The sequence below is a fragment of the Pseudoxanthomonas sp. genome, assembly GCF_027498035.1.
In the GTDB taxonomy this organism is placed as follows: Bacteria; Pseudomonadota; Gammaproteobacteria; order Xanthomonadales; family Xanthomonadaceae; genus Pseudoxanthomonas_A.
Genome location: NZ_CP114978.1, coordinates 1,297,322 through 1,314,187, shown reverse-complemented (window position 1 = coordinate 1,314,187; position 16,866 = coordinate 1,297,322). Strand labels below are relative to the sequence as shown.

13 protein-coding genes and 1 pseudogene are annotated in these 16,866 nt (G+C 66.3%); 5 read left to right on the top strand and 9 right to left on the bottom strand.

The window, feature by feature from the left end; all coding sequences use genetic code 11:
* Positions 1-22 precede the first annotated feature (22 nt).
* Together O8I58_RS05710 and O8I58_RS05705 are read right to left on the bottom strand one after the other, a co-directional pair.
* The gene (locus O8I58_RS05710) at positions 23-667 is read right to left on the bottom strand and encodes an exopolysaccharide biosynthesis protein (RefSeq protein WP_298321433.1); all 645 of its coding nucleotides are present in this window, start codon (positions 665-667) and stop codon (positions 23-25) included.
* Complete coding sequence (locus tag O8I58_RS05705) at positions 648-1,964, bottom strand: hemolysin family protein (protein WP_298321431.1); 1,317 nt, start codon at positions 1,962-1,964, stop codon at positions 648-650. Before O8I58_RS05705 ends, O8I58_RS05710 begins: the two co-directional genes overlap by 20 nt.
* A gap of 277 nt (positions 1,965-2,241) precedes the next feature.
* Between O8I58_RS05705 and O8I58_RS05700 the strand changes: the two genes are divergently transcribed.
* Both O8I58_RS05700 and O8I58_RS05695 read left to right on the top strand, forming a co-directional pair.
* The gene (locus tag O8I58_RS05700; RefSeq protein ID WP_298321429.1) at positions 2,242-2,868 is read left to right on the top strand and encodes a DUF47 domain-containing protein; all 627 of its coding nucleotides are present in this window, start codon (positions 2,242-2,244) and stop codon (positions 2,866-2,868) included.
* A 142-nt stretch (positions 2,869-3,010) separates the two neighbouring features.
* Entirely contained in the window at positions 3,011-4,135 is a 1,125-nt protein-coding gene (locus O8I58_RS05695; protein ID WP_298321427.1) for an inorganic phosphate transporter, read from the top strand.
* Between the two features lie 149 nt (positions 4,136-4,284).
* Here O8I58_RS05695 and O8I58_RS05690 read toward each other — a convergent pair whose 3' ends face one another.
* Together O8I58_RS05690 and O8I58_RS05685 are read right to left on the bottom strand one after the other, a co-directional pair.
* Entirely contained in the window at positions 4,285-4,563 is a 279-nt protein-coding gene (locus tag O8I58_RS05690) for a hypothetical protein (protein ID WP_298321426.1), read from the bottom strand.
* 95 nt (positions 4,564-4,658) lie between these two features.
* A complete protein-coding gene (locus O8I58_RS05685) occupies positions 4,659-4,976 on the bottom strand; it encodes a hypothetical protein (RefSeq protein ID WP_298321425.1) in 318 nt (105 codons plus the stop codon).
* A gap of 177 nt (positions 4,977-5,153) precedes the next feature.
* On the opposite strand from O8I58_RS05685, the gene O8I58_RS05680 reads away from it, so the two are divergent.
* Together O8I58_RS05680 and O8I58_RS05675 are read left to right on the top strand one after the other, a co-directional pair.
* Positions 5,154-5,501: an MGMT family protein gene (locus O8I58_RS05680; RefSeq protein ID WP_298321423.1), complete on the top strand. Its 348-nt coding sequence runs from the start codon at positions 5,154-5,156 to the stop codon at positions 5,499-5,501.
* A 210-nt stretch (positions 5,502-5,711) separates the two neighbouring features.
* On the top strand, positions 5,712-6,407 hold the full coding sequence (locus O8I58_RS05675; RefSeq protein WP_298321421.1) for a rhomboid family intramembrane serine protease: 696 nt from the start codon (positions 5,712-5,714) through the stop codon (positions 6,405-6,407).
* A 94-nt stretch (positions 6,408-6,501) separates the two neighbouring features.
* Here O8I58_RS05675 and O8I58_RS05670 read toward each other — a convergent pair whose 3' ends face one another.
* The 5 genes and pseudogenes from O8I58_RS05670 to O8I58_RS05650 form a co-directional block, all read right to left on the bottom strand.
* Positions 6,502-8,529 (bottom strand): M13 family metallopeptidase, encoded by a 2,028-nt coding sequence (locus tag O8I58_RS05670; protein ID WP_298321419.1) that lies wholly within the window; start codon positions 8,527-8,529, stop codon positions 6,502-6,504.
* A 97-nt stretch (positions 8,530-8,626) separates the two neighbouring features.
* The gene (locus tag O8I58_RS05665; protein WP_298321417.1) at positions 8,627-8,848 is read right to left on the bottom strand and encodes a hypothetical protein; all 222 of its coding nucleotides are present in this window, start codon (positions 8,846-8,848) and stop codon (positions 8,627-8,629) included.
* Positions 8,849-8,971: 123 nt separating this feature from the next.
* Positions 8,972-11,060 (bottom strand): annotated as a pseudogene (locus O8I58_RS05660) (M13 family metallopeptidase).
* A 125-nt stretch (positions 11,061-11,185) separates the two neighbouring features.
* Positions 11,186-13,261 carry a M13 family metallopeptidase gene (locus O8I58_RS05655; RefSeq protein ID WP_298322775.1) on the bottom strand — a complete coding sequence of 692 codons (2,076 nt, stop codon included), beginning with the start codon at positions 13,259-13,261 and terminating at the stop codon, positions 11,186-11,188.
* A 156-nt stretch (positions 13,262-13,417) separates the two neighbouring features.
* Positions 13,418-15,037 carry a CHASE2 domain-containing protein gene (locus O8I58_RS05650; RefSeq protein WP_298321415.1) on the bottom strand — a complete coding sequence of 540 codons (1,620 nt, stop codon included), beginning with the start codon at positions 15,035-15,037 and terminating at the stop codon, positions 13,418-13,420.
* A 182-nt stretch (positions 15,038-15,219) separates the two neighbouring features.
* Here O8I58_RS05650 and O8I58_RS05645 point away from each other — a divergent pair, with 182 nt between their 5' ends.
* Positions 15,220-16,818, top strand: a complete 1,599-nt coding sequence (locus O8I58_RS05645; protein WP_298321413.1) for a phytoene desaturase family protein — start codon at positions 15,220-15,222, stop codon at positions 16,816-16,818.
* The last annotated feature ends 48 nt before the right edge of the window (positions 16,819-16,866 follow it).

The following is a 16,866-nucleotide window of genomic DNA, read 5'->3' as shown; positions in this document are numbered from 1 at the left end:
CTACAGGAAGGCACCGCTTCGCTCAGAACAGCTTGTCGACCGAATGCAGGGCCACCTGGGCCAGTTCCTTCAGCGACACGCCGAACACCACGATCGCGACGATCCCCAGGATCCAGGCGCCCAGCAGCAGCATGCCGTCGCGCTCCAGCAACGCGAACACGTAGACCAGCAGCAACAGGCCGAACAGGTAGTTGGTGAACGGGATCGGCAGCGCCAGCAGCACGCCCAGCAGCAACAGCAGCAGGCCGGTGAACGCGCTGGCCAGGCGGCTGTCCAGCATCGCCGGCCAGCGCGGGCGCACGACTTTTTCCAGCCAGCGCAGCGGCTTGGCCAGCACGTCGCGGAAGCGCACCACCGAATGCCGGGCCGGTCCGCGGATGGCGATGAAGCGCGGCAGCCATGGCTTGCGCAGGCCCAGCAGCAGCTGCGCGCCGACCAGCATCACCAGCGGCCCGCTGATGCCGCCGGCCACGCCAGGGATCGGGATGAAGGAGGGCAGCACGCCGATGAACAACAGCATGCCGAAGGCGCTCTGTTGCAGGTCGGCCAGCAGGTCGACCAGGCGCAGGCGCTCGGCCGGATCGCCGCGGGCCATGTCATCCAGCAGGCTGCGTGTGGATTCCGCGCCGTCGCGGGGATCCTGCGGATCAGCCGACGATGTCGTCATCGTCATCGCCAGCCAGTTTCTGCAGCAGCAGCTTGTCCACGCGCGCACCGTCCAGGTCCACCACCTCGATGCGCCAGCCGGCCCAGTCGAAGTGTTCGCCTACGTGCGGGATGCGGCCGAAGTGTTCGATCACCATGCCCGCGGCGGTGTTGTAGTCGTGTTCCTCCTGGTCTGGCAGGGGCACGCCACCCAGGACCTCGCGCAGGTCGTCGTTGGACAGCGAGCCATCGACCAGCAGTGAACCATCGTCGCGGGTCACCACCAGTGCCTTGGGGTCGATGTTCTCGGTGAGCTGGTGATGGCGGCCGACCACGGCGTTCATCAGGTCGCTCAGGGTGACCATGCCCTGGATCTCGCCGTATTCGTCCACCACCAGGGCCAGCGACTGCTGTTCTTCGCGCAGGATTTCCAGCAGCTTCATCGCGTGGGTGGATTCGGACACGAACAGCGGTTCGCGCAGCTCGGTGAACAGCTCCGGCGAATGGTCGGCGATGCGGTCCAGCAGCGATTTGACCTCGAGGATGCCGACCACATCCTGGTCGTTCTCGCGGTACACCGGGAAGCGCGAATACTGTGACTCGCGCATGGTTTCCAGGTTTTCCGCGTAGGGTGCGGCCACGTCCAGCCAGACGATGCGCTTGCGCGGGGTCATCAGGCTGTCGGCGGTGCGGTCGCCCAGGCGCAGCACCCGGTTGACCATGTTGCGTTCGTCGTCGTCGATCACGCCCTGCTCGTGGCTTTCGCTCACCAGCATGCGGATTTCCTCTTCTGTCACCGCATTGCGCGCGTCATCCTTGATCCCCAGCAGGCGCAGCACGGCGCGGTTGATCGCACCCAGCACGAAGACGACGGGGCGAGCGAAGCGCAGCAGCCAGTCCACCGGGATGGCCACCACCGCGGCGATCTTTTCCGGGTTGGTCAGGGCCAGGCGCTTGGGGATGAGTTCGCCGAAGATCACGTAGCCGGCGGTGATCAGGGTCACCGCGGTGGCCACGCCGATCTTGGTGGCGTACTGCTCGATGCCGGGGAACCAGCCGTTCAGCCAGCCGGCGATGATCGCGCCGATCGCGTCGCCACCGAATACGCCGCCCAGGATGCCGATCAGGTTGATGCCGATCTGCACGGTGGACAACAGGTTGTCGGGATGCTCGGCCAGGGCCAGGGCCACGCGTGCGCCGCGGCTTTCCTGCGCCATCTGCTTGAGTCGCAGCTTGCGCGAGGTCATCAGCGACATCTCCGACAGGGCGAAGAAGGCGTTGAGGACAATGAGGAAACAGACGATCAGCAGCTCGAGCACGGTGCGCCCTTCCGATCAGGTGAAGAGGCGGAGCGTGTCCGGCGAATGGCCGCGGTCGCGGCAGGGGGCGTGGGGTCGTCTTCCATAGGGTGCGCCCTTCGCAGGGCGCGGAGGGCAGTCTAGCAAAGGTGTGGCGAATCCCTGCAATGCGGGTGAACCGTGCCGAATCAAGCGATTGGCGACGGTCCGGGACACCCGGGTTGCGTCGAAAGGACATGAAACCGTCATAATTCGCCCCTGATTGCCGTCCCTCCCGCGACGGTGGATGCGCCCACGCATGTTTTCCCTGCAGACCATCTTCGGCTCCGGCCAGCAGTTCTATACCTTGCTCGACGAAGCCGCCGACGCCGCCCACGAAAGCACCAAGGCGCTGCACGCCATGATGAAGGAGTCCAACCGGCAGCCGGCGCTGGATGCCTTCAAGCTGGCCCGCCAGCGCGAGCGTCAGGCTTCGGACAAGATCGGTCAGGCGCTGGTGGACAGCTTCATGACCCCGATCGAGCGCGAGGACATCGAGGCGCTGGGCTCGGCCCTGCACAAGATCCCCAAGCAGGTGGAGAAGTTCGCCGACCGCTACTCGCTGGCCGTGGCCCACCTGGAACACATCGATTTCGCCCCGCGTGCGGCGATGCTGGAACAGGCCGCCGGCGTGGTCCAGGAAATGGTCACCGCGCTGCCCAAGATGAACCTGGACAACGTCACCGCGCTGTACGAAAAGCTGCGCGCGCTGGAGAACGAAGCCGACCGGCTGATGCTGGAGCTGTACCGCGACATCTACTCCGGCCGCCTGGACAGCCTGCAGATGTTCCTGCTGAAGGAGTTCTTCGAGATCCTGGAGAAAGCGATCGACCGTTGCCAGGAAGCCGGCGCGGTGGTCTACCAGATCGTCCTGAAGAACTCCTGATTCCCATGCTGCTGACCTGCATGTTGTCCGGCTTCGGGACCAAGAGCAGCGGTGTTGCCGCTGCTCTCAGGCTCGCTTCCCATATCCCCCGTTTCGACGCTACGCGTCGAAACAGCCCCCTTGACTCAAGGGGGCGCGTGCAATGCTGACACTAGTGATTGTGGTGATCCTGGCCGCGCTCGTGTTCGAGTTCATCAACGGCTTCCACGACACCGCCAATTCCATCGCCACGGTGGTGGCCACCAAGGTGCTGGCGCCGGGCTGGGCCGTGGCGCTGGCGGCGGTGACCAACCTGATCGGCGCGCTCACCGGCACCGCCGTGGCGGCGACCATCGCCACCGGCATCATCAACACCGACGTGGTTGCCGCCAGCTCGCAGGTGATCCTGTGCGCGCTGCTGGGCGGGATCGTCTGGAACCTGATCACCTGGTGGAAGGGCCTGCCGTCCTCGTCCAGCCATGCCTTGATCGGTGGCCTGTGCGGCGCGGCACTGGCGGCGGCCCACAACGACTGGGCTGCGCTGATCTGGTCGGAAAGCGTGGGCAACTGGGCCAAGAACAAGGGCCTGCTGTGGAAGGTCGTCGTGCCGATGATCACCTCGCCAATCGCCGGTTTCGTGCTGGGCGTGGCGGTGATGCTGCTGTTGTGGGCCATCATTGCCGGCATGTCCCGCGCCGGCGGCATCCTGCACCGGCTGGCGCGCCCGCGCTGGGTCAACGCGTTCTTCGGCAAGGCGCAGATCGCCTCGGCCGCCTACATGGGCTACGCGCACGGGCACAACGATGCGCAGAAGACCATGGGCATCATCGCCCTGACCCTGATGGGCGCCCAGCACGCCGGCGCGCTGAACGACCTGCCGCCGTGGCTGGCCTTCCTGCACCCGAACCCGGCGGCGACCGAGGCCGACGTGGCCCTGTGGATCGTGCTGACCTGTGCGGTGGTGATGGCGGCCGGTACGGCATCGGGCGGGATGAAGATCATCAAGACCCTGGGCCACAAGATGGTCAAGCTGCACCCGATCCACGGCTTCGCTGCGGAAGTCAGTTCGGCCACGATCCTGACCACGGCCGCGCACTTCGGCATGCCGGTCTCGACCACCCACAGCATCTCCACTGCGATCATGGGCGTGGGCTATGCGAAGAACCCCAAGGCGCTGAAATTCAGCGTGATCGAACGCATCGTGTGGGCGTGGATTCTGACCATTCCTGCCGCGGGTGCGATTGCGTGGGGGATGTTGAAGGGATTGCAGATGGTGGGATGGGCCTAAGGCCTGTTTTCATTGTGTAGCTGAAGCGGGAAGCACTGGGTGCTTCCCGTTTTTGTTTTTGGGGGGTGTATGTGCCTGTTTTGATGATGGACGCAAGTCACAAGTCACAAGTCACAAGCAAAGGCTTTCGCGCGGCTTCGCCACACGAGCTACTTTTGTCTTGGAAAAAGTAGCCAAAACCGCTGGCGCCGGACGCTCGCCGATGCTGTGCATCGGTGCCCTGTGCTCCTCGCCGGAAACGGCACGGCGCGGAACTCGCTGCGCTCAGACATCCGCGCCTCTTCGGCCATTTCCGCCTGCGGTGCTCGGCTCGCTTTGAAGGCGCTGAAGATCAAAATCTGAGCAACAGCAACAGCAACAGCAACAGCAAATAAAAAAGCAGAAAAAGAGCGAAAACGACAAGCGCGATAAAAAAAGCGCAACAGCAACACTCATCGGATAAGCGCACATCTGATCCGAAGAAAAGAGCCGCGCTGCGCTGCGTAGCCTGGTACGCCTGTAGCCAAACCTCTTGCAGTCATCCTTAAGTCGTCATTCCCGCGAAAGCGGGAATCCAGGGACTTTGATTCATCTGGTACAAGCCGTGGCGGTAAAGGTCGGCTCTTCCTATGAGCAAGCAACGTCCCTGGGTTCCCGCTTTCGCGGGAACGACGATCTGAAAGGTTTCCGCGCGATGCTCGTCGCTGTCGCTGTCGCTGTCGCTGTCGCTGTCGCTGTCGCTGTCGCTGTCGCTGTCGCTGTCGCTGTCGCTGTCGCTGTCGCTGTCGCTGTCGCTTTGGATCTGGACTTCGCTCTGGCCGTTCGCGCTTGATTCTCCCGAGCCGTAAAGCGAGCCGAGCACCGCAGACGGAATCGGCCAAAGAGGCGCTGGCGGTTTTGGCTACCTTTTGCCGAGACAAAAGTAGCTCGGGTGGCGAAGCCGCACGAAAGCCTTTGCCTGTGCTTTAGCTCTGGCGATACACAAACGACCGAAGACCCCGTGGCAACAGCAAAACAAACGCAGCCTAGAATCCACCCCATGGCCACCGACCTCTCCACCCCCGAATCCCGCGCCCAAGCCATCCTCAAGGCCATCCGCGCGGTCCCGGCCGGGCAGGTCGCCGGTTACGGCGAGATCGCACGCCGCGCGGGCCTGCCGGGCAGGGCGCGGCTGGTGGCGCAGGTGCTGCGCAAGTACGGGTCACCCGATCTGCCGTGGTATCGCATCCTGCTGTCCAGCGGCCAGATCGCCTTTCCGGAAGGCTCAAAGGGCTATCGCGAACAGAGCCAGCGACTGCGCGCCGAAGGGGTGAAGGTGGTGAAGGGCAAGGTGATCGGGCAGAAGGCGGCGGCATCGGTCGACGAGCAGATCTGGGGACCGGGCTGAGCTGGTGCTGCGGCGCCCGCCGTGCGGTTGATCTCATCGCCACTTCTGGCGTCGTCTTAGGAGCGGCCCATGGCCGCGATGGGGTCTTGCCGGCCAGGCACTCGCGGCCGCGGGCCCGCTCCTATCAGGAGCGTAAGCCCGCTCTTGTACAGCCACTCAGTCGCCCGCACGTATCATGCAGCGCGCTTCCCCACGCATGAGGTTTCCCTGATGTTTCCCCGATTGCAGCCGGCCACCCAGGCCTTGCTGATTGCCAACGTGGTGGTATTCCTGCTGCAGATGGTGCTGCCCGACGCGGTCACCGCGCGCATGCTGCTGTGGCCGATCGGTGCCGGCGAGGTAATGCCGGGCGCGGGCTTCCTGCCCTGGCAGCTGCTCACTGCCGGCTTCATGCATGCGAACTTTGGCCACATCTTCTTCAACATGCTGGCGCTGTGGATGTTTGGCTCGCCGCTGGAAGCGGTCTGGGGTTCGCGCCGCTTCGCGACCTATTACCTGGTGAGCCTGGTCGGTGCGAACGTGCTGCAGGTGATCGTCGGCACCTTCCTGCTGTCGCAGGGGCAGTTCCCGAATCCGGTGCTGGGCGCGTCGGGCGCGGTGTTCGCGCTGCTGCTGGGCTACGGGATGCTGTTCCCGAACCAGCGCATGATCGTGTTTCCCATCCCGATGGAGATCAAGGCGCGCACGCTGGTGATCATCTACGGCGTGGCCGAGCTGTTCTTCGCCTACACCGGCCGGCAGCCGGGCGTGGCGCACTTCGTCCACCTGGGCGGCATGCTGTTCGGCTGGCTGCTGATCCGCTACTGGCGTGGGCAGCCGCCGTTCAAGCGCGGCAACAACGGGCGTGGTGGACGCGGCGGCAATGGTTCCAAGCGCAGTACGGCGACCTTCCGTGTGGTGAAGTAACGCGAAAGACCACGGAAACACCTGCAGACTCCCAAACGAAGAACGCGGCCCTCAAGGCCGCGTTCTTCGTTTCCACCTCAGCGCTGGGGTCGACTCAGCGCCAGATGCCGATCTGGTCGGCTTCCGGACGGACCATCGGGCTGCCGGCCTTGCACTCGAAGCTGCTGCCGAACGCCGGCTGCTCCTGCAACGGTGCGTTGCTGCGGATCGGGCCCGGGGCATGCGAATCGGTGGCCTGGCGCACGGTGGCTTCCTGCGGGGCGACCTGCTGGGCCCACAGTTGCGACCAGCTGCGGAAGAAGGTCTGCTTGGCGCCGGTGTTCGGGGCGACCTGGGCATTGATATAGGCATCCCACGCCAGCTCGACGCCAGACAGGTCAGCCAGATTTTCATCGCGGGTCAAGGCGCCGTTGACGTTGGTCGCGGTCAGGCCGGGATAGGTGTAGCCGTTGTATTGGCTGGTCACGCGCGCGCCCAGCGCGTTCCAGGCGCTGGCATCGGCGGGGGTCCACCAGTCGTGCAGCTGGCCGGCGGCATCGATCATGCGGCCCTTGGCGTCGAAGCCGCGGGTCAGCTCGTGGCCGACCAGCGCGCCGAACGAGCCGTACAGCGCCGACAGGTCGCGCTTGGCGTCGAACACCGGCGGCTGCAGCACCGCGGCGGTGACGATCAGGCGGTTCTGGGCCAGGTCGTAGGCCAGTGCCGGCTGCTGCGGCAGCACGTTCCAGCGACGCTCGGCATTGCCCTTGCCGATGCGCTTCATTTCCTCGCGATGGCGCCAGGTGCTGGCGATCAGCATGTTGCCGCCGAAGCTGCCGCGGCCCATCGGCTGCACCGTGTAGTCCAGGTCGCGCTTGGGCGCGCCGATCTCGATGTCCAGCTTGGCCAGCTTGGCCTTGGCTTCGGCCTTGGCGTCGTTGCTCATCCAGGCGTTGCGCTCCAGCGCACGGCCCAGCGCATCGCGCACGCCGGTGGCGATGGTTTCGGCCTGGTCGCGGGTGTCCTTGGACAGGTAGCGGGCGGTGTACTCGCGGCCGAGCATCGGGCCGGCGGCGGTATTGATGGCGGCAAGCACCTCGACCCAGCGCGGGTCCGGGTCCTGCTTGCCTTCCAGCACGCGGCCACGGAAGTTGTATGAGGCCTCGCGCCAGGACTTGGCCAGGTAAGGCGCCATGGCATCGCCCACGCGCCAGCGCAGGTAGGCCTTCCACTCGTCCGGCGAGAGGCTCTTGACCAGGCTGTCGACCTGCGCGAACAGCGCCGGGTCGGCCAGCGAGACGGTGTCGTCCTTCACGCCCTGCGCGGTGAGGAACTCATCCAGCTGCAGGTTGCGGTACTGCTTTTTCAGGTCCTTGATTGCCAGCGGCTTGTAGTTGCTGAACGGGTTGGCCAGCTGCTCCAACGGACGCGAGGCGGACGCCAGGCGGGTTTCCAGGTCGATCACCAGCGCCGACTGCGCGTCGAGCTGATTGGCCGGCGTACCGGTCAGGGCCAGGATCTGCTTCACATAGGCGCGATAGCGGCCCAGCAGTTCGCGGGTCTCGGCATCGGTGCGGGTGTAATAGGCCGGGTCGGGCAGGCCCAGGCCGCCCTGCATGAAGTAGCCGATGTGGCGGTCCAGGGCCTGCAGGTCCACGTCCGGGCTGAAGTTGAACGCCACCGGGATGCCGACCTGGTGCAGGGCAGCGATGGCTGCGGGAATGTCTTTGGCCTTCTTGATGCCGTCGATGCGGCCCAGCAGCGGCGCGATCGGCCTGGCGCCGTCGGCTTCCACCGCGGCTTCATCCAGGCCGCTGGCCCAGAAGTCGCCCAGCAGCTTCTGCACGTTGCCCTGCGGCGACTGCATGGCGCCGTCCAGCAGCACCTTCTGCTGCTGCAGGTTGTAGTCGCGCATCGCGCCCAGGGCGGAGATCGCGCCCACGCCGGCCGGCAGCGGGTTGGCCTTGAGCCAGTCGGCGTTGGCGGCGTTGTAGAAGTTGGTGCATTCGGCGCTGACCGCCGGGGCCTTCTTGGCCGGCGCTTTCTTCTTCTTGGTGGCGGCAAGGGCATCGCCGCTGCCCAGCGCGACAAGCAGCGCCAGGGCAAGCAGGGTAGGTGTACGGGCGTGGCGCAGCTGCGTCATCTGAGGTGAGTTCCGGCGGTCGAAGGCGCGGATTCTAGCAATGTGGCGGTGTGCACCGGTGTTCATCTTCACACGCGTGCAGCGGCCGATCAGGCGGTCACCGGGTCGATGCGTGCCAGAGCCCGATGCCGATGCCGATCAGCAGCACCCAGAGGCACAGGCCGGTGACCGTGGCCGCCGTCTCGGAAGGTTCCGCGCGCGGGCGCAAACTGCCCAGCACGACATAGCCGGTGCCCTTGATCGCGATTTCGACCACCACCTCGACGAGCATCCTGCCGAAAAAACGGAATACGCCCTCGGCGAGGTCTTCAACAGCCATGGTGCGGTCCTTCGCTGAGATGTCCGGCCAGCCTAGCCAATACATGACCGTCATGGTGATGAAAAAGCGAAGGCCCGGACAAGCCGGGCCTTCGAGACAGCATTGAAACCGCGTTGCCGGCAGTTACCAGATGACCACGCGCTTGTCGTCCGGGCGGACCATCGCATCACCGGCCTTGCACGAGAACGCGGTCGCGAACTGCGGCATGTTGGACGGCGCGGCCACGGCGCGCAGCGACATCGGGGCGTGCGGATCGGCGTTGAGGTAGACGATGGCCTGTTTCTCGCGGATGTCGCCGCGCCACACCCGCGCCCAGTTGAGGAAGAAGCGCTGGTCCGGCGTGTAGCCGTCGATCTGCTTGTCGGCTTCGTCCGGATGCTGCTTCAGCGCAGCCTGCAGCGCGTCGTAGGCCACGTTGACGCCGCCCAGGTCGGCGATGTTCTCGCCCAGGGTCAGCTCGCCGTTGACGTGCAGGTCCGGCTTGTCCTTGATCGGGGTGTAGGCGTTGAACTGGTCCACCAGTTTCTGGGTACGGGCCTTGAACTTGGCCTTGTCGTCCGTGCTCCACCAGTCCTTGTTGTTGCCGGCCCCATCGAACTGGCTGCCTTCGTCGTCGAAGCCATGGCTGGCCTCGTGGCCGATCACCGCGCCGATGCCGCCGTAGTTGAGCGCGTCGTCGGCCTTGGCATCGAAGAACGGTGGCTGCAGGATCGCGGCCGGGAAGTTGATCGTGTTGTCGGTCGGGTTGTAGTAGGCGTTGACCGTCTGCGGGGTCATGCCCCATTCCTTGCGGTCGGTCGGCTTGCCGATCTTGGCGATGTCGTACTGGTAGTTGAACTTGGCCGCGGCCTGCAGGTTGGCGTAGTAATCGCCCTGCTTCATCTCCAGCCCCGACCAGTCACGCCAGGTGTCCGGGTAGCCGATCTTGGGCAGGAAGGTGTCCCACTTGGCGATGGCCTTGGTCTTGGTTTCCGGGCTCATCCAGTCCAGGTTCTCGATGCGGGCCTTCAGTGCGTTGCGCACGTTGTCCACCAGTTCGGTGGCGCGGGCCTTGGCCTCGGGCGTGAACACCTTGGCCACGTACAGCTGGCCAAGGCCTTCGCCCATCGAGGAGTTCACCGCGCCAAGCACGCGCTTCCAGCGCGGCTTCTGCTGCGGCTGGCCGGACAGGGTCTTGCCCCAGAACTCGAAGCTGTTGTCCACGAACGGCTTGCTCAGGGCATTGGCCGCGCCGTCGATGGCGTGGAAGCGCAGGTAGGCCTGCCACTGCGCGGTCGGTGCATCGGCCAGCAGCTTGTCGAAGGCCGCGAAGAACTTCGGCTGCGACAGCGAGAAGCCGTGGTCGATGCTCACGCCCTGGGCATTGAAGAAGGTCTCCCACGAAAAATGCGGGGTGACCTTGCTGGCTTCAGTTACGGTGACGAAGTGATACTGGTTCTTCGGGTCGCGTCCTTCCACCGGCGACAGCGAAGCGGCGGCCAGTGATTTTTCCAGGTCGAACACCTGCTGGGCCTGCGCCTTGGCCTCGGCTTCCGGGGTGCCGGTCAGCTCGAACGACTTGGCGATGTAGGCCAGGTAGCCATCGCGGATGTCGGCGTACTTGGGATCGGTGTAGTAGTCCTTGGTCGGCAGGCCCAGGCCGCCTTCGTTGGCGTAGGCGATCTGGGTTTCGGCGTGCTGGAAGTCGGCGCCAGCGCCGAACTCGAACACCTGGCTGTCGCCTTCGGCGTAGCGCTGGACGATATATTTGGACACGTCCTGGTTGGTCTTGAGCGCGCCGAATGGCGTCCAGGGTCGGCTGGATCGGGGTGTAGCCGGCCTTGTCGATGGCCGCCTCATCCATGCCCGCGGCGTACAGCAGGCCGATCTTGCGTTCGACCGAATCGGTGGCTGCCTTGGTGTTCTTGGCTGCGGCTTCGGCGATGTCGTGCTGGGTGTTGAGGCTGTCCTCGGCCAGCTTGTTGAAGGCGCCCCAGCTGGTGCGGTCATCGGGGATCGGGTTGGCCTTGACCCACTTGGCGTTGACGAAGCTGTTGAAGTCGCCGCAGGCGTTGATGTCCTTGTCCAGCTCGGACACGTCGAAGGACGGCGCGGTAGCGGTCTGTGCCGCTGCGGTCGCGTCTGCTGGCTTGGCGTCTTCGGCAGGCTTGCTGCAGGCCGACAGCGCCAGGCTGACAGCCAGGGACAGGGTGATGAGTTTCGGTGCGTTCACGGATTTTGGACTCCGGCCAGCTTGGCCGCTGTAGGAAGTGCCACGGTTGGGCACGAAGGGCTGCAATAAAAAACAGCGGCGTGCCTGTCAGGCCATGCCGCTGCGGAGGATAGCCTTGGGGGCTGTTACCAGATCACGACCTGTTTCTCGCCTTCACGCACCATTGCGTCTCCAGGCTTGCACTGGAACGCCTGGGCGAAGGCGGGCATGTTGGACGGGGCGCCGATGGCGCGGAAGTTGGCCGGAGCGTGCGGATCGGTCTTCAGGCGCACGGCCATTTCTTCCGGGGTGAAGTTGCGACGCCACACGGTGGCCCAGTTGAGGAAGAAGCGCTGGTCCTGGGTCAGGCCGTCGGTCTTCGGGTCCGGCGTGTCGCCGTTGGCCACGTGCAGCGCGTCCAGTGCGGTGTTCAGGCCGCCCAGGTCGGCGATGTTCTCGCCCAGGGTCAGGTCGCCCTTGACCTTGCCGCCATCGGCAGTGGTGTAACCGTCGAACTGCGCGACCAGCTTGCCGGTGCGCGATTCGAAGCCGTGCTTGTCGGCGTCGGTCCACCAGTTCTCGAAGTTGCCCTTCGGGCCGAACTGCGCGCCCTGGTCGTCGTAGCCGTGGGTCATCTCATGGCCGATCACCGCGCCGATGCCGCCGTAGTTCAGCGCCGCATCCGCCTTGGGATCGAAGAACGGCGGCTGCAGGATCGCGGCCGGGAACACGATCTCGTTCTGCTGCGGGTTGTAGTAGGCGTTGATGGTCTGCGGGGTCATGCCCCATTCGGTCTTGTCCACCGGCTTGCCGATCTTGGACAGGTCGAACTTGTAGTTGAATTCCTGCGCGGCCAGCACGTTGCCCAGGTAGCTGTCGCGGCTGGTGGACAGGCCCGCCCAGTCACGCCACTTGTCCGGATAGCCGATCTTGGGAGTGAAGGTCTCCCACTTGGCGATCGCCTTCTGCTTGGTCTCGGCGCTCATCCAGTCCAGCTTTTCGATGCGGGCCTTGAGCGCGGTGCGCAGGTTGCCCACCAGGGTTTCCATCTGTGCCTTGGACTCGGGCGGGAACGCGGTCTTGACGTACAGCTGGCCCAGGGTCTCGCCGGCCTGGCGGTTGAGGGTGCCCAGCACGCGCTTCCAGCGCGGACGGATCTCCTTCTGGCCGCGCAGGGTCTTGTTCCAGAACGCGAAGTTCTCATCCACGAACGGCTGGCTCAGGAACGGGCTGGCACTGTCGATGGCGTGGAAGCGCAGGTAGGCCTGCCATGCATCCGGCGCGGTGTCGGCCAGCATCTTGGAGATTTCTTCGTGGAAAGCCGGGATGGCCAGCGAGAACATCTGCGGCGCGGCCACGCCCTGCGACTTGAAGAACTCGGTCCAGGACCAGTTGGGCGTCAGCTTGTCGGCATCGGCCAGGCTGACCGGGTTGTAGGACAGCTCGACGTGGCGCGACAGCTCGGTGCTGGTCTTGGAGACCTTGGCCAGGCGGGTTTCGAAATCGATGACCTGCTTGGCCTGGGTGGCGGCGGCATCGGCGCTGATGCCGGCCAGTTCCAGGGTCTTGGCGATGTGCGCCTGATAGGCGTCCAGCTTGGCCTTGTTGTCGGCGCTGGTGTAGTACTCCGGATCGGGCAGGCCCAGGCCACCCTGCATCGCGTAGGCGATGTTGATCTCGGAATTCTTGAAGTCCGGGCTGGCGCCGAAGCCGAACAGTTCGTTCTGGCCCTTGGCCGCGCTGGTGCGCAGATAGTCGGTGATCTTGGCCTGGTCGGTCAGGCCATCGATGGCGGCCAGCTCGTCCTTGATCGGGGCGATGCCCTGCTGGTCGATCTTGGCTTCATCCATGCCGGTGGCCCAGAAGTCGCCGACGATCTTTTCCACGCCGGTGGCGGCGGTGTCGGCCGCGGACTGTTCTGCCAGCTGGTGCTGGATGGCTTCGGAGCGTTCGCTGAGGACCTCGAAGGTGCCCCAGCTGGTGCGGTCGCCCGGCACCGGATTGGCCTTGAGCCAGCTGTCGTTGGCATAGGCGTTGAGATCGGTACAGACGTTGGCGGTCTTGTCCAGGTCACTGGGCTGGAAGGCACTGAAGGGCGGCAGCTTGGACTGGTCCACGGTCAGCGCCTTGGGCGCGGCGGTGTCGGCAGCGGGCGCGGCAGCCGTGTCTTCGGGCTTCTTGCAGGCCGCCAGCGCGGTGGCGATGGACAGGGACAGCAGCAGGATCTTGGTCTTGGGCGTGCTCACGTGGACTCCGTTGGATGTGCCGACATACCGCGTCCGGCGGAGAGGTCCGCGGGACAACCGGCTGACTTTAACGCGGGCTCCGTATCGGGACCGGTGTCGAAGGTCATGGCCGGCAGGCGGCCGGGGCACGACCTATCGGGCCGTCGGGTCGCGCATGGTGACCAGGTCGCGGGTGGCACGCAGCAGCAGGTCGGTGCCGCGGCTGTCTTCGGCCTTCAGGCTGGCCAGCCCCATGCGCACGGCCTGGACCGTGATGCCGGGCCTGGGCTGGCCGAGGCGCGCCTCCAGGTCGACCATCAAGGCGGTGGCCAGGGCCGCGGCGACATGCGGCGCGGTGCCGGGCAGCAGCGCCGCGAAGCGGACGGCATCCAGTCGTGCGACCAGGTCCCGCGGTCGTTGGGCGCGCAACCGCAGGCCGGCGGCCAGGGTCGTGGCCAGGCTCTCGCTGCCGGGTGCCTGCGATGCGGCGCCGCGGGCTTCCACCAGCAGCAGCGACAGCGGCTGGCCGTTGCGTCGGGCGCGGCGGGTGTCGCTTTCCAGGCGGGCATCGAAACACAGCCGGTTGGCCACGCCGGTGGCCAGGTCGGTGAAGCTGCGTTGGCGGATCCGGCGCCAGGCCGAGGCCGTGCCGATCGCCAGGCCGACGGCCAGCACCACCAGCGCCGGAAAGGGCGGAAACCACGCACCGGCCAGCAGCAGCGTCCACGACACCAGCAACACCAGGGTCATGGCCACGCCCATCGGTGCCCAGAGCCGGCGCAGGCCGGGCAGGCCAAGCAGCAGCAGGGGCAGGGTGACCAGGATCACCGAGAGCAGGACTTGCGGGCCGATCGGCATCGGCCAGATCGCACGGTCTTCCAGCAGTCGCGCCAGCGCGTTGGCCTGGAAATCCACGAGCGGCAGGCTGTTGGGTGCACCGGGCAGGGACAGGCGCTGTTCGGCCGGCAGGTCGGTGCGGCCGATGATCGCGATTCGTCCCCCCAGCAGCGACGCGCCGACCTGGCCGCTCAACACGCTCGCGGCGGTGACATGGACGATGTCGCTGGTGATCCGGGGCGAGGCCACCAGTACGGTGTCGGCGCGGACCCAGTGATCGTCGCTGGCCGCGATATCAAGCCGTGGCGCGGCGCGGCCACGGGCGCGTGCGGCGCGCAGCGAGTCGCGGCTGGCCCTGGAGCTGGTCACGTCCCGCAGTGCCAGCGCAAAGGCCGGCCATTGCGGCGAGCCCAGCCCGGCATGCAGTGCGATCCGGCGGGCGATGCCACGGTCGTCGGCCACCGCGTCGGTATGCCCGAGTGCCGCCGCGGCGTCGATCAGCACCTGCGCGGGCAGGAGCGCGGTGGCGGCCTGGGTGCCGTCGGACAGGTCGGCGATGACGGGCAGGACCACGGCGCCGTTGCGGGTCATGGCCTGGGCCAGCAGCGCGTCGCCCTGCGGGTCGTACAGGCTGTCCTGGGCCAGCAGCAACTGCAGGCCGACCGCCCGGGTACCGGCTGCCGACAGTTGATCCACCAGGCGCGCCAGGTCGCGTCGTGGCCAGGGCCACGGGCCGTGCTGGGCCAGGCTTTCCGGGTCGATGGTCACCACGACGAGCTGGGAACTTCCGGTTCGCTTGCCGGAGCCGGCCATCAGATCGAACAGCGCATCGTCCAGGGGCGCGGTGACGTTCGACAAGGCCAGCAGCAGCACCAGTGCCATTGCGCCCAGTGCGGTCAGCGCCCGCGCGCCGACATGCGCAGGCGAGCGGCGCATCGACCTGTTCAGTCGCTGCATCGTGCTGGTCCGGCGGTTGGGGCGTAGCGTGCGTTCACGCTAACCTGCGCGTCCCATGCGGGCCGGGTTGGAATGGTGTCCCATGGCAGTCTTTCCCCTGATCGGCGCGAGTGTATGCAAGCCAGCGGCACACTGTACAAGCGGTCACGGAATCCACGCCGATGACGGGCCGCCCAGCCTGCGATGTATTGCTGGTCGGCGCGGGCCACAACGGCCTGGTCTGTGCGGCCTACCTGGCCAGGGCCGGGTTGAAGGTCACCGTGCTGGAGCGCCGTGGCGTGGTCGGTGGCGCTGCGGTGACCGAGGAATTCCACCCAGGCTTCCGCAACTCGGTGGCGTCCTACACTGTGTCGCTGCTGCAGCCCAGGGTCATCGCCGACCTGGACCTGCATGGCCACGGTCTGCGCATCGTCCAGCGTCGTCGCAACAATTTCCTGCCACTGCCCGATGGCCAGTACCTGCTGACCGGTGGCGGCGAAACACAGGCGCAGGTTGCCAAGTTCTCCAGGCGCGATGCCGAAGCGTTGCCGGCCTACGAGGCCCGGCTGGAGGCCATCGCCGACGTGCTGCGCGCGCTGGCCCTGCAGCCGCCGCCCAACATCACCGACCAAGGCTGGTGGAAGGCGCTGCCCGAACTGCTGCGCGGCGCGAAACTCGGCAAGCGCCTGCATGCACTTGAGCCGACGCTGCGCCAGGAGCTGCTGGACCTGTTCACCATCTCGGCGGCCGAATACCTGGACCGCTGGTTCGAAAGCGCACCGATCAAGGCGCTGTTCGGCTTCGACGGCGTGGTCGGCAACTACGCCAGCCCATACACGCCGGGCAGTGCGTATGTGTTGCTGCACCACGTGTTCGGCGAGGTCAACGGCGTCAAGGGCGCCTGGGGTCACGCCATCGGCGGCATGGGCGCGATCACCCAGGCGATGGCAGCGTCGGCGCGGGCGGCCGGCGTGACCATCCGCACCGATGCCGGCGTGGACGAGGTGCTGGTTGAAGGCGGTCGCGCGACCGGCGTGCGCCTGCACACCGGCGAGACATTGCGCGCGCGCTGCGTGGTGGCCAACGTCAATCCCAAGCTGCTCTACGAACGCCTGCTGCGCACCGAGCATGTTCCGGCACCGACGCGCGAGCGCATGGCCAACTGGCGCTGTGGCTCGGGCACCTTCCGCATGAACGTGGCGCTGTCGCGGCTGCCGTCCTTCACCGCGCTGCCGGGCGAGGGCGACCACCTCACCGCCGGCATCATCCTGGCGCCGTCGTTGGACTACATGGATCGCGCGTATCTGGATGCCAGGGCGCAAGGCTGGTCGCGCGAACCCATCGTCGAGATGCTGATTCCCTCCACGCTGGATGATTCGCTGGCGCCGCCCGGCCAGCACGTCGCCAGCCTGTTCTGCCAGCACGTCGCGCCGGAACTTTCCGATGGCCGCAGCTGGGATGATCATCGCGAAGAAGTTGCCGACCTGATGATCGCCACGGTCGAGCGTTACGCGCCGGGGTTCGGCGCATCGGTGCTGGGCCGCCAGATCAAGAGTCCGCTGGACCTGGAACGCGATTTCGGCCTGATCGGCGGCGACATCTTCCACGGCGCGCTGTCGCTCAACCAGCTGTTCTCGGCGCGGCCAGCGCTGGGGCAGGCCGGGTATCGCGGCGCGATTCCCGGGTTGTACCTGTGTGGATCAGGCACCCACCCCGGTGGCGGCGTGACCGGCGCGCCGGGGCATAACGCGGCGCGGGTGGTGATCGGGGACCTGGTCTGAGCCGATGCGCAGGCCTGCACCGGCGCGCTAGCATCGCGCGCACCCGCC